Here is a 12,307-nt window from a genome sequence, read left to right on the forward strand (position 1 = left end):
TGCAGAATCTACGCCGTCGCGCCTCTTGACGTCTACTTTTCTCAGACGTTAAATCTCGGCGTGAAGTAAGCAGTTCCGACTGCCTCTTCACCCCCACGAGACGACAGCCCGAGAGGGGCTCCTCCCATGCGCACCCACCGGATCTCCGCCGCCCTCGCCCTGACCGCCGCGATCGTCCTGACCGCCTCCGCCTGCGGCGGCGGCGACAGCGGCAGCGGCGGCAACTCCAGCCCCAAGACGCTCACGTACTGGGCCTCCAACCAGGGCAGCAGCCTGGAGAACGACAAGCAGGTGCTGGAGCCCGAGCTGAAGAAGTTCGAGGCGCAGACCGGCATCAAGGTCAACCTCGAGGTCATCCCCTGGTCCGACCTGCTGAACAGAATCCTGGCCGCCACCGCGTCCGGCCAGGGCCCGGACGTGCTGAACATCGGCAACACCTGGTCCGCCTCCCTCCAGGCGACCGGCGCACTGCTCCCGTTCGACCAGGCCGCCTTCGACAAGATCGGCGGCAAGGACCGCTTCCTGGAGTCGACCATCGCCTCGGCCGGCGCCAAGGGCAAGGACCCGGCGGCCGTCCCGCTGTACTCGATGGCCTACGGCCTGTACTACAACAAGAAGCTGTTCCAGGCGGCCGGGATCGCCAACCCGCCCGCCACCTGGGAGGAACTGGTCGCGGACGGCAAGAAGCTGACCTCGGGCGACAAGTACGGCCTGGCGATCGAGGGCGGCAACGTCTCGGAGAACGTCCACCACGCCTTCACCCTGGGCATGCAGCACGGCACCGGCTTCTACGACGCCTCGGGCAAGCCGACCTTCGACAGCCCGGAGGCCGTCGCCGCGGTCAAGCAGTACGTCGACTTCATCGCCAACGACAAGATCGCCGCCCCCGGCAACGCCGAGTACGCCGCCAACCAGTCGGTGACCGACTTCGCCACCGGCAAGGCCGCGATGCTGATGTGGCAGTCCGCGGGCGCCAACCTCAAGTCGCACGGCATGAACCCGGACGACTACGGCGTCGTCCCCGTCCCGGCCCCGGCCGGCGCCACCGGCGACAAGGCCACCACCTCGATGGTGGCCGGCATCAACCTGGCGGTCTTCAAGAACACCAAGAACCTCGACGGCGCCCTGAACTTCGTGAAGTTCATGACCAGCGACGAGGAGCAGAAGACCCTCAACGGCACCTACGGCTCGCTGCCGCCGGTGAAGGCCGCGCAGTCCGACGCCGCGTTCTCCACCCCGGAGCTGCAGACCCTCGCGGGCGTCCTGCAGAAGAGCGCCGCGCCGCTCCCGCAGGTCCCCACCGAGAGCCAGTTCGAGACCCTGATCGGCACCGCCGTGAAGAACCTGCTGGCGTCCGCCGCCGCGGGCAAGCCGATCACCGAGGCCACGGTCAAGGACGAACTGTCCAAGGCCCAGCAGCAGATGCCGGCCAGCTGACGTGCCCGAGAAAGTGATCGACCGCCAGACCGCCGGACAGGAGGCCGCCCCGAAGGGGGCGGCCCCCGCCCCCCGGCGCCTCCGTGACAAGTTCGGGCGCGGCGCACTGCCCTACCTGCTGCTGCTCCCGGCCCTGCTGGCCGAACTGCTGATCCACCTGGTCCCGATGGTCACCGGCATCGTGATGGCCTTCAAGCAGCTCACCCAGTTCTTCATCCGCGACTGGGGCTCGGCGCCCTGGTCCGGCTTCGACAACTTCAAGGTCGCGCTGGAGTTCGACGCCCCGGTCGGCAAGGCGCTGCTGCACTCGTTCTGGGTGACCTGCGGGTTCACGGTGCTGTCGGTCGGCCTGTCCTGGCTGATCGGCGTCACCGCCTCGGTCTTCACCCAGGACGCCTTCCGCGGCCGCGGGCTGCTGCGCGCGGCGTTCATGCTGCCGTACGCGCTGCCGGTGTTCGCGGCCGTGATCACCTGGTCGTTCATGTTCCAGCGGGACACCGGCCTGATCAACCACGTGCTGCACGACCAGCTCCACCTGACCAGCGACAAGCCGTTCTGGCTGATCGGCGACAACAGCTTCTGGGCGCTGCTGACCGTCTCGGTCTGGAAGTCCTGGCCGTTCGCCTTCCTCACCCTCACCGCGGGCCTGCAGAACATCCCGCGCGAGCTGTACGAGGCCGCCGCGCTGGACGGCGCCGGCGTGTGGCAGCAGATCCGCCGGATCACCCTGCCCTCGCTGCGCCCGGTCAACCTGGTGCTGGTGCTGGTGCTGTTCCTGTGGACCTTCAACGACTTCAACACGCCGTTCGTGCTGTTCGGCAAGTCCGCCCCGCAGGCCGCGGACCTGATCTCGATCCACATCTACCAGTCCTCCTTCATCACCTGGAACTTCGGCCAGGGCTCGGCGATGTCCGTCCTGCTGCTGCTGTTCCTGCTGCTGGTGACCGCGGTCTACCTGTTCGCCACCAACCGCCGTCGGGGGGACGCAGAATGATCAACCCGCCCGCCTCCTTCCGCTGGCTGCGCCGGATCGTGCTGCTGGTGCTGGCCGTCTTCACCCTGACCCCGGTCGCGGTGATGCTGAGCTCCTCGCTCAAGCCGCTCCAGGACGTCCAGGGCCCGTGGCGCTGGATGCCCAGCCACCTGACCTTCCGGCCGTACATCGACATCTGGAAGACCGTCCCGCTCGCGAAGTACTTCACCAACTCGCTGATCGTCGCGGGCTCGGCCACCGGCCTGTCCGTGCTGATCGCGCTGCTGGCCGGCTACGCGGTGAGCCGCTACCGGTTCCGCGGCAAGAAGGTCTTCACGATCACCGTGCTGTCCACCCAGATGTTCCCCGGCATCCTGTTCCTGCTGCCGCTGTTCCTGATCTTCGTCAACATCGGCAACACCACCGGCATCGCGCTGTACGGCAGCCGCGGCGGCCTGATCCTCACCTACCTGACCTTCTCGCTGCCGTTCTCGATCTGGATGCTGGCCGGGTACCTGGACTCCATCCCGCGCGACCTCGACGAGGCCGCCGCGGTCGACGGCTGCGGCCCGATCCGCACCCTCGTCCAGATCATCGTCCCGGCCGCCCTGCCCGGCATCATCGCGGTCGCCGTGTACGCCTTCATGACCGCCTGGGGCGAGGTGCTGTTCGCCTCCGTCATGACCAACGACCAGACCCGCACGCTGGCCGTCGGGCTCCAGGGGTACGCCACGCAGACCGACGTCTACTGGAACCAGGTGATGGCCGCCTCGCTGGTCGTCAGCCTCCCCGTGGTCGCCGGATTCCTGCTGCTGCAGCGCTACCTGGTGGCCGGTCTGACCGCCGGTGCCGTCAAGTGAGGCACCGTCAGGGTGCCGACAACTGACGCACCGACAGGGTGCCGACGCGTGACGCACCGCCCGGACCGCCGCCCCCTCACCCTCGAAAGGACCACCCCGTGAACCACCTCGACGCGCTGCCGGCCAACTTCCGCTGGGGCGCCGCCACCGCCGCCTACCAGATCGAGGGCGCCGCGAGCACCGACGGCCGCGCGCCGTCGATCTGGGACACCTTCTCGCACACCCCCGGCAAGGTCGACAACGGCGACACCGGCGACACGGCCTGCGACCACTACCACCGCTGGCCCCAGGACCTCGACCTGGCCAAGGGGCTCGGCCTGGACGCCTACCGCTTCTCCATCGCCTGGCCCCGGGTCGTCCCGCAGGCCGACGGCCGGGTCAACGCGGCCGGCCTGGACTTCTACGACCGCCTGGTCGACGGCATGCTGGAGCGCGGCCTCACCCCGTTCCCGACCCTCTACCACTGGGACCTCCCGCAGGCCCAGCAGGACCGCGGCGGCTGGCCCGAGCGCTCCACCGCCGAGCGCTTCGCCGAGTACACCGCGGTGGTCGCCGAGCGCCTCGGCGACCGGGTCCGCGACTGGTGCACCCTCAACGAGCCGCTCTGCTCCTCCTGGATCGGCCACCTCGAGGGCAAGATGGCCCCCGGCGTCACCGACCTCACCGCCGCCGTCCGCACCTCCTACCACCTGCACCTCGGCCACGGCCTCGCCGTCCAGGCGCTGCGCGCCGCCGTCCCCGGCGCCCGGATCGGCATCGTCAACAACCTCTCCACCATCGAGCCCGCCACGCAGTCCGACGCCGACCTCGCCGCCGCCCGGCGCGCCGACGGCCACATCAACCGCTGGTGGCTCGACCCGATCCTCGGCCGCGGCTACCCGCAGGACATGCTCGACCTGTACGGCGTCGAACTCCCCGTCCGGGACGGCGACCTCGACCTGATCTCGGCCCCGCTCGACTGGGTCGGCCTCAACTACTACTTCCGCCAGATCGTCGAGGACGACCCCACCGGCCCCGTCCCGGGCTTCCGCCAGGTCCCCGGCCCCAACCCCGAGCGCACCGCGATGGACTGGGAGGTGCACGCCCCCGGCATCGAGGAGCTCCTGCTGCGCCTCACCGAGGACTACGGCGTCCGCGAGATCTACGTGACCGAGAACGGCTCCGCCTACCGCGACACCGTCACCGCCGACGGCCGCGTCGACGACCCCGAGCGCACCGCCTACCTGGAGTCCCACCTCGCCGCCTGCGCCCGCGCCGTCGCCAAGGGCGCCCCGCTGGCCGGCTACTTCGCCTGGTCCCTGCTCGACAACTTCGAGTGGGCCTACGGCTACGACAAGCGCTTCGGCCTGATCCACGTCGACTACGACACCCAGGTCCGCACCCTCAAGGCCAGCGGCGAACGCTACGCCCAGCTCATCGCCGCCCACCGCGCCCGCGCCTGACCCCCACCCCCCGAACCACAGGGCCCCGGAAGCGACCGACGCTCCCGGGGCCCTGCCTCGTGCACTTCCTACCGGCTACGGGGCGTCAGCGGCCCTGGAGGGACTTGACGTTGTCGCCGAAGGTCCAGCCCTTCGAGCCGTCCCAGTTGAGGGACCAGGTCATCAGGCCCTTCAGCTGGCCGTTGAAGGAGCCGTAGGCCTGGGAGACCAGGCCGGGGGCCATGTAGCCGCCGCCCGCGCCGGACTGGGCGGGGAGGCCGGGGACCTGCTTGTCGTAGGGGACCTTGACGGTGGTGCCCTGGATGGTCAGGCCGTTGTTGAGGCAGGTGGTCTGGGCGGTGAAGCCCTGGACGGTGCCGGCCGAGTAGGAGTCGCCGGAGCAGCCGTACATGGAGCCGTTGTAGTACTGCATGTTCAGCCACCACAGCCGGCCGTTGTCGACGTACTTCTTGATGATCGGCAGGTAGGAGCCCCAGATCGAGCCGTAGGTGACGCTGCCGCCGGTGACGTACGCGGTCTCGGGGGCCATGGTGAGGCCGAAGCCGGCCGGCATCTGGGCGAGGACGCCGTCGATGATCCGGATCAGGTTGGACTGCGAGGCGGACAGGGTGGTGATGCTGCCGCTGCCGGACAGGCCGGTCTCGATGTCGATGTCGATGCCGTCGAAGTTGTACTTCTTCAGGATCGGCACGATGGTCGCGACGAACTTGTCGGCCACCGCGCTGGAGCTCAGGTCGATGCCCGCGGCGGCGCCGCCGATCGACATCAGGATGGTCGCGCCGTTCGCCTTGGCCTGGCACATCTCGGCGGGGGTGGCCACCTTGACGCCGGTGTCCATGCCGTCCTGCCAGAGCACGGTGCCGTCGGAGAGGATCACCGGAAAGGCGGTGTTGAGGACGTTGTAGCCGTGCTGGGCGATCCGGCTGTCGGTGATCGGGGTCCAGCCGAGGCCCGGGTGCACGCCGTTGGAGGCGCCGTCCCAGTTCTCCCAGTAGCCCTGGAGCACCTTGCCGGTCGGCCGCGGCTTGGTGGCGCAGGTGGCGTCACCGGGCGGGTTGCTGGTCGGCGGCTGCGAGGTGGGCGGCTGCGAGGTCGGGGGCTTGGACGTCGGGGGCTGCGAGGTGGGCGGCTGGGACGTCGGCGGCTGGGAGCTGGGGGCGCTGGTGGACGGCGACGGGCTGCCGCTGCCGCCGGGGCCGCTGAGCACCAGGTCGTCCGCGTAGAAGGCGGGCTGGCCGTACCAGCCGTGCACGAAGACGGTCACCGAGGTGGTGGAGGCGCCGGTGGAGAAGGTGGTGCTGAGCTGCCCGTACGAGGCGTTGCCGGGGGCCCAGGTGGAGGCGTTCACGCCGGTGCCGGTGGCGCCGAGGTAGACGTAGCTGCCCTGGACGAAGCCGCTCAGGGTGTACTGCGCGTTGGGCTGCACGCTGATGGTCTGCGAGCACTGCGCGCTGTCCTGGCCGCTGGGGGTGGCCTTGAGCGCGGCGGTGCCGCCGTGCACCGGGCTGCTGACGACCGTCGCGCCGGAGCCGGCGGTGCAGGTCCAGTTGGCGAGCCCGCTCTCGAAGCCGGGGTTGGCGACCAGGTTGGCGACGTCGGCGGACGCGGTGACCGAGCCGGCCACGGCGAGGCCGGTGCCGATCACGGCGGCGGCGCTGACGCCGGCCAGCGACCGCTTCAGGACGCTCGGACCCGGCTGGGCGTGGCTGACCCGCGGCGCCTGGGCGGCGCGCTCCACGGGCGAGTACGACCTTCGACGGAACATGGTGCTCCCTTCCCGCCGAACACCTGGTCATGGGCATGACCAGCGCTGTGGGGGCGCGATGCGCGGCTGTGGGTGAGGTGGGGACATGTGGGGGGTTGTGCCCAGCCGGATCGTAGGAGCGGGGGCAGGGGGCGTCAATAGGTCTGGACCAATGGCGAGGGTCCGGCCCACCCCGGCGAAGGGTCGCCGACTGCCCCTCCACCGGCGGCCCCTCCACCGGCGGGCCGGGGGCGTCGCGGCCCGGCCGCCGGTCAGCCCGTCGGGGCCACGGTGAACGGCGCGGCCAGCACCCAGGTCTGGTTGGAGCCGCCGTGCGGTGCCCAGAGCGTCGCCGGAGCGGGGGAGACCGCCTCGTACGGGCAGTCCAGCACCATCCCGGTGCCCGCGTTCTCGATCCGGTGCGCCCGGCCGCCGTCCACCGCGACGACCCGCCAGCGCTGCCAGGCCGCGTCCGCGCCGTGCCGGTCGCACATCCGCACCGAGTCGCCGTCCTGCGCGCCCCGGCCGTCCAGCAGCAGGTTGTTGGCCGCCGAGACCAGCTCGAACTCCCCGTCCCGGTCGGTCGGCCCCAGCAGCCACAGCTGGTGCGGCTGCCCGTGCGCCTTCCACAGGTGCGGACGGGTGCCGTGCCGGGTGTGCAGCGCGGTGTCCAGCGCCAGCCCGCTGCTCACCGAGAGCACCAGGAACGGCCCCAGCGGCTTGCGGGCCCGGCGGCGGAACAGCGAACCCACGTCGTCCGTACCGATCTTCAGGAACGGTACGCCGATCTCGGCACTGACGCGGCGCTCTCCCGGTGGCATGGCCGCCATGCTAGGGCCTGCCCCCGGCCTCCCGCGCCCCCGTACGCCCTCCCCGCCCGCCGAGCCCGCGGCGCACACTGGCAGCGGCCCCGGCCCACAGCATCCGGCCCCCGGCCGGCCCCCGGACGTCGAACGGAACGAGCCCGAGACGTGGACTGCCGCACCCCCGCCGCCCTGCTGGCCGAAGCCTGCGCCGCCGCCGGGCGCCCGAGCACCGGCGCGCGGCTGATCCGGGCCGGTGAGAACACCCTGTGGCGGCTGCCCGGCGGAGTGGTCGCCCGGATCGGCCGCCCCGGCCAACTCGCGGTCGCGGCCAAGGAACTGGCCGTCGCCGACTGGCTGCACCGGCACCGGGTGCCGGCCGTCCGCCCGCTCGGCCACCCGGCCGCGCCGCTGGCGGTGCACGGCCGCCCGGTCACCTTCTGGCACGAGCTGCCGCCGCACCGCCCCGGCACCCCGGTCGAACTGGCCACCGCGCTGCGCCGCCTGCACCGACTGCCGCCGCCACCGGCCGGACTGGGCGCCCTCGACCCGTTCGTCCGGCTCCCCGAGCGGATCGCCGCCGCCGCCCTCGACGAGCCGGGCCGCCGCCGACTGCGCTCCCACCTCGCCGAGTTGCGCACCGCCTGGAGCGAACTCGCCCTCCCCGCCCGGCCGCCGCACCTCGTGCACGGCGACGCCTGGAGCGGCAACCTCGCGGTCACCGCCACCGCCGCCCACCTGCTGGACTTCGAACGCACCGCGCTCGGCCCGGCCGAGTGGGACCTGACCACCACCGCCGTCGGCCGCCACACCTTCGGCACCGTCCCGCCCGGGACGTACGACGCGTTCTGCGCCGCCTACGGCGCCGACGTCACCGAGTGGCCCGGCTACCCGGTGCTCCGCGACATCCGCGAACTCCGGCTCACCTGCTACGCCTGGCAGCAGGCCGGCGCCGACCCCCGCCACCGCGCCGAGGCCCGCCACCGGCTGGCCTGCCTGTTCGGCGAGCACGGCCCCCGCCCCTGGGGCTGGACGGCGCTCGACTGACCGCCCGCCGACCGCCGGCCCACCCGCCCGGCCGTCAGTCCACGCAGGGCACCCCGCCCAGCTCGACCGGCTCCGGCAGCAGTCCGGAGACCCGCGCGGACGGGTCCGGCGACGCCCGCACCCCCGTCGACCCCTCCGCCGCCGCCACCACCGCCTCCGCGTCCGCCGCCGAACCCTGGACCGCCGACCCCTGGTCCGCCGACCCCTGGCCCGCCGACTCCGACCCCGACGGCGCGGGCGCGGGCGTCGCCGGATCGTCCTCCAGCAGCTTCCGGGCCGCCCCCGGCACCCCCCGGAGCCGGGAGCCGTCGAGGACCACCGGCAGGGTCCGCAGGGTGCCCCGCCCGGCGGCCAGCGCCGGCACCTGGCGGACGAAGTCCACCGGGCTCCACCCCGTGTCGACCACCAGGTCCTGTTGCAGGGCCCGGTACAGCGCGGTGAGCTTCCCCGGCTCGGCCAGCACGCCGCCGCCGCGCAGCTTCTCCACCACCCCGGCCAGGAACGCCTGGGCGCGCCGGGTGCGCTCGATGTCGGTGCCGGTGCCGACGCCGCGCCGCTGGCGGACGAAGGCCAGCGCCTGGGCCGGGTCCAGCTCCTGCCGCCCGGCCGGGAGCCGGGCCCCGCTCCACGCGTCGTCCACCGGGTGGTTCAGGCAGACCGGCACCCCGCCGAGGGCCTCGGCGGCGTGGTAGAAGCCGACCAGCGAGAGTTCGGCGTAGTGGTCCACCCGCACCGAGGTCAGCTGCTCGACCGCCCGGAGCAGGGCCTGCCGCCCGGCGCCCTGGCCGCGCGCCCACAGCTCCTGCTCGGACAGCCCGGCGTCGCGCTGCTGCTCCGTCGCGGCGCGCGCGGCGTCCGGGTAGACCTGGTCGAGCGGCACCTCCTCGCCGGAGGCCCCGGTGACGTAGACGTCCCGGGGCAGCGACAGCTGCCGGACCTCGCCGCCGCCCGCCGGGACGTGCACCAGCATCACGGTGTCGGTGGAGCCGGGGGACCGGGACGAGCCGTGCAGGCCGTCGCGCCGCAGCGCGTCCGGGGCCGGCCCGCCCCGGGCGTCGACCGCGGTGTCCAGGCCGACCAGCAGGACGGTCACCCCGCCGGCCAGCGGCGGCGGCGCCGGGTCCGGGCCGGAGTGCGCCAGGTCCACCACGGAGGTCTTCTCCCCGGGCACGCCCCGCGGCACCGTCAGCACCCCCGCCCCGACCGCGACCGCCGCGGTCAGCACCCCCGCCAGCAGCACGGTGCGCCGCCGCCGGGCCCGCCGGCGCCGCCGTCCGGCCGCCAGCCCGCCGTCGACCAGCCGGGCCGTCACCTCCGGGCCCGGCCCGCCGCCCGTCAGCCCGAAGGCCGCCCCCAACTGCACTTCGAACGCCCCTTCCCCGTCCCGGTCGCCGCCCGCGCCGCGCGCCGTGCCGCCCGCCCCGCCGTCCACCGCACCACTCCGTCCGTCGCGTCCCGGGTTCATCGCGCCACCAGTTCCGCCAGGTCCCCGCCCAGCAGCCCCCGCAGTTTGGCCAGCGCCCGCGAGCACCTGGTCCGCACCGCCGCCGAACTGTCCTTCACGATCGCCGCGGTCTCCTCCACGCTGCGGTCCTCCCAGTACCTGAGCACCACCACCGCCCGGTCCCGGGGCGGCAGTTGGGCCAGCGCCTCGACCAGGGCCAGGCGCAGCGCCGAGTCCGGCCCGTCCTCGGCGACCTCCGGCAGGGCCTGGCTGGGCCGCTCGCTGCTGCTGCGCCGCCGCTGGTGCGTCAGGTACGCCCGGACCAGCACGGTCTGCGCGTACCCGGCCGGGTTGTCGATCCGGCCGGCCCAGCTCGGCCGGTGCAGCCGGTGCCAGTGCGCGTACATCTGCCCCAGCGTGTCCTGCACCAGGTCCTCCGACAGGTGGGAGTCCCCGCCCGTGAGGAAGTACGCCGAGCGGTAGAGCTGCCCGGACCGGGCCGTCGCGAACACGACGAACTCCTCCTCCATGGCGGCCCGCCGTCCAGCAGTGCCCACGTTCCGTCTCCCCTCGCCCTGATCCGCCCTATGACGGCGCGGGGGTGCCGCGATGTTTCACCCCTGACCGGACCTGTTCGAAAAGTCGTCCGTCCATGGAGTATCACTGTCCGGTTGCGGACAGTCCGAGGGGCCCCGCCCGCTGGAAGGATGGGACGGCACCGCCTGTTCACCCCCCGTACTGGAGTTCCCCCATGGCCCTGCCCGACGGATCGCTCAGCCACCGCTACCGCGGCGAGCACCCCGTCCGCACCCTGCTGTTCCTCTTCCGCCCCGACCGCGCCCGCGTCCTCGGCGCGGTCGGCGTCTTCTTCGCCAAGCACGCCCCCGTCTGGCTGCTGCCGCTGATCACCGCGAACATCGTCGACGTGGTGGTCAAGCACCGCGACGTCTCGGTGCTCTGGTGGAACTCCGCCGTCCTGCTGGTCATCCTGCTGCTCAACCTGCCGCTGCACATGCTGTACGTGCAGTGGATGCACGGCTCGATCCGCCGGATGGGCACCCGGCTGCGCTCCGCCCTGTGCCACCGGATGCAGCAGCTGTCCATCGGCTACCACTCCCGGGTCAGCGCCGGCGTCCTGCAGGCCAAGGTGATCCGCGACGTCGAGGGCATCGAGACCGCCTCCCAGCAGACCGCCGACAACGGCCTGGCCGCGATCGCCACCCTGCTCGGCGGCCTGGTCGTCATCGCCGTCCAGACCCCGGCCTTCCTGCCGGTCTTCCTGGTCGTCGTCCCGGCCAGCGCCCTGCTGGTGGTCCGGCTGCGCGAACGGCTGCGCAGCCAGAACGAGTCCTTCCGCCGCGAGGTCGAGCAACTCTCCTCCCGCATCGGCGAGATGACGACCCTCATCCCGATCACCCGGGCGCACGGCCTGGAGCGCACCGCGCTGCGCCGGGTCGACCGCACCCTGGGCCGGGTCCTGGACGAGGGACTGCGCCTCGACCTGCTCAACGGCCGCTTCGGCTCGATCTCCTGGATCCTGCTCAACGCGATCGGCGTCGGCTGCCTGGCCGGCTCCGCGCTGGTCGCCTACTACGGCTGGCTGAACGTCACCCCCGGCGCCGTCGTCATGCTCAGCGCCTACTTCTCCTCGCTCACCAGCTCCGTCACCACCCTGCTCACCCTCACCCCGCAGCTCGGCAAGGGCCTGGCCTCGGTCCGCTCGGTCGGCGAGGTGCTCCAGGCCCCCGACCTGGAGGAGAACTCCGGCAAGGCGGACGTCGCCGGCGTCACCGGCCGGATCGACTTCCAGAACGTCGGCCACAGCTACCCCGGCGCGGACGCCCCGTCCGTCACCGGCTTCGACCTGTCGGTCCGCCCCGGCGAGACCATCGCCCTGGTCGGCGCGTCCGGCGCGGGCAAGTCCACCGTCCTCAACCTGGTGATCGGCTTCCTGCGCCCCACCGAGGGCCGCATCCTGCTCGACGGCCGCGACATGGAGGAGCTCGACCTGCGCTCCTACCGGACCTTCCTGTCCGTCGTCCCGCAGGAGTCGATCCTGTTCGAGGGCAGCATCCGGGAGAACGTCACCTACGGCATGAAGGACGTCCCCGAGGAGACCGTCCTGGCGGCCCTGCGCGACGCCAACGCCATGGAGTTCATCGACCGCCTCCCCGACGGCCTCGACACCGTGGTCGGCGAACGCGGCGCCCGCCTGTCCGGCGGCCAGAAGCAGCGCCTGGCCATCGCCCGCGCGCTAATCCGCGACCCGCGCATCCTGATCCTCGACGAGGCCACCTCGGCGCTCGACTCCCGCTCCGAGTCCCTGGTCCAGCAGGCCCTGGCCCGGCTGGTGCGCGGCCGCACCGTCTTCGTCGTCGCCCACCGCCTGTCCACCATCCGCGGCGCCGACCGGATCGTCGTCATGCACGACGGCCGGATCGCCGAGATCGGCTCGCACGCCGAACTCCTGCGCACCGGCGGCCCCTACGCGGGCCTCCAGGCCGCCCAGCTCGCCTGACCCGCGGTCTCCGGCGCGGCGAGACCGGGGGAGGCACGT

General features: G+C 72.7%; 9 protein-coding genes and 2 pseudogenes. 6 read left to right on the forward strand and 5 right to left on the reverse strand.

The genetic code is table 11. The annotated features are described in order from the left end of the window. Nucleotides 1-126 precede the first annotated feature (126 nt). From ACIQVD_RS24155 to ACIQVD_RS24170, 4 genes are all read left to right on the forward strand, one after another. Complete coding sequence (locus ACIQVD_RS24155; RefSeq protein WP_100836918.1) at nucleotides 127-1,437, forward strand: sugar ABC transporter substrate-binding protein; 1,311 nt, start codon at nucleotides 127-129, stop codon at nucleotides 1,435-1,437. 1 nt (nucleotide 1,438) lies between these two features. After that, nucleotides 1,439-2,431 carry a carbohydrate ABC transporter permease gene (locus ACIQVD_RS24160; RefSeq protein WP_400691923.1) on the forward strand — a complete coding sequence of 331 codons (993 nt, stop codon included), beginning with the start codon at nucleotides 1,439-1,441 and terminating at the stop codon, nucleotides 2,429-2,431. Beyond that, on the forward strand, nucleotides 2,428-3,270 hold the full coding sequence (locus ACIQVD_RS24165) for a carbohydrate ABC transporter permease (RefSeq protein WP_400691920.1): 843 nt from the start codon (nucleotides 2,428-2,430) through the stop codon (nucleotides 3,268-3,270). Before ACIQVD_RS24160 ends, ACIQVD_RS24165 begins: the two co-directional genes overlap by 4 nt. A 98-nt stretch (nucleotides 3,271-3,368) precedes the next feature. Further along, a complete protein-coding gene (locus ACIQVD_RS24170; protein WP_100836915.1) occupies nucleotides 3,369-4,712 on the forward strand; it encodes a GH1 family beta-glucosidase in 1,344 nt (447 codons plus the stop codon). A gap of 85 nt (nucleotides 4,713-4,797) precedes the next feature. Here ACIQVD_RS24170 and ACIQVD_RS24175 read toward each other — a convergent pair. The 3 genes and pseudogenes from ACIQVD_RS24175 to ACIQVD_RS24185 form a co-directional block, all read right to left on the reverse strand. Beyond that, nucleotides 4,798-5,754 (reverse strand): annotated as a pseudogene (locus ACIQVD_RS24175) (chitinase); the annotation flags it as partial. Between the two features lie 210 nt (nucleotides 5,755-5,964). Beyond that, nucleotides 5,965-6,477: pseudogene (locus ACIQVD_RS24180) on the reverse strand (carbohydrate binding domain-containing protein); the annotation flags it as partial. Between the two features lie 251 nt (nucleotides 6,478-6,728). Further along, entirely contained in the window at nucleotides 6,729-7,277 is a 549-nt protein-coding gene (locus tag ACIQVD_RS24185; protein WP_400691916.1) for an RICIN domain-containing protein, read from the reverse strand. A gap of 150 nt (nucleotides 7,278-7,427) precedes the next feature. Between ACIQVD_RS24185 and ACIQVD_RS24190 the strand changes: the two genes are divergently transcribed. Continuing rightward, entirely contained in the window at nucleotides 7,428-8,306 is an 879-nt protein-coding gene (locus ACIQVD_RS24190) for a phosphotransferase enzyme family protein (protein WP_402291663.1), read from the forward strand. A 34-nt stretch (nucleotides 8,307-8,340) separates the two neighbouring features. Here the strand turns inward: ACIQVD_RS24190 and ACIQVD_RS24195 are convergent, their stop codons facing one another. Together ACIQVD_RS24195 and ACIQVD_RS24200 are read right to left on the reverse strand one after the other, a co-directional pair. Further along, nucleotides 8,341-9,771: an LCP family protein gene (locus tag ACIQVD_RS24195; protein ID WP_402291664.1), complete on the reverse strand. Its 1,431-nt coding sequence runs from the start codon at nucleotides 9,769-9,771 to the stop codon at nucleotides 8,341-8,343. Beyond that, a complete protein-coding gene (locus ACIQVD_RS24200) occupies nucleotides 9,768-10,280 on the reverse strand; it encodes a SigE family RNA polymerase sigma factor (RefSeq protein ID WP_100836909.1) in 513 nt (170 codons plus the stop codon). The genes ACIQVD_RS24195 and ACIQVD_RS24200 overlap by 4 nt, the downstream gene beginning before the upstream one ends. 221 nt (nucleotides 10,281-10,501) lie before the next feature. Here ACIQVD_RS24200 and ACIQVD_RS24205 point away from each other — a divergent pair, with 221 nt between their 5' ends. Next, a complete protein-coding gene (locus tag ACIQVD_RS24205) occupies nucleotides 10,502-12,268 on the forward strand; it encodes an ABC transporter ATP-binding protein (RefSeq protein WP_400691907.1) in 1,767 nt (588 codons plus the stop codon). Nucleotides 12,269-12,307 lie beyond the last annotated feature (39 nt).

Origin of the sequence: Kitasatospora sp. NPDC090308, from assembly GCF_044769485.1 — a bacterium.
GTDB classification, from domain to species: Bacteria; Actinomycetota; Actinomycetes; order Streptomycetales; family Streptomycetaceae; genus Kitasatospora; species Kitasatospora fiedleri.

Excerpts from the sequence above, each read along its gene's own strand:
- ACIQVD_RS24155 (WP_100836918.1), top strand. The coding sequence starts at position 127 with ATGCGCACCCACCGGATCTCCGCCGCCCTCGCCCTGACCGCCGCGATC.
- ACIQVD_RS24165 (WP_400691920.1), top strand. The coding sequence starts at position 2,428 with ATGATCAACCCGCCCGCCTCCTTCCGCTGGCTGCGCCGGATCGTGCTG.
- ACIQVD_RS24185 (WP_400691916.1), bottom strand. The coding sequence starts at position 7,277 with ATGCCACCGGGAGAGCGCCGCGTCAGTGCCGAGATCGGCGTACCGTTC.
- ACIQVD_RS24195 (WP_402291664.1), bottom strand. The coding sequence starts at position 9,771 with ATGAACCCGGGACGCGACGGACGGAGTGGTGCGGTGGACGGCGGGGCG.
- ACIQVD_RS24200 (WP_100836909.1), bottom strand. The coding sequence starts at position 10,280 with ATGGAGGAGGAGTTCGTCGTGTTCGCGACGGCCCGGTCCGGGCAGCTC.
- ACIQVD_RS24205 (WP_400691907.1), top strand. The coding sequence starts at position 10,502 with ATGGCCCTGCCCGACGGATCGCTCAGCCACCGCTACCGCGGCGAGCAC.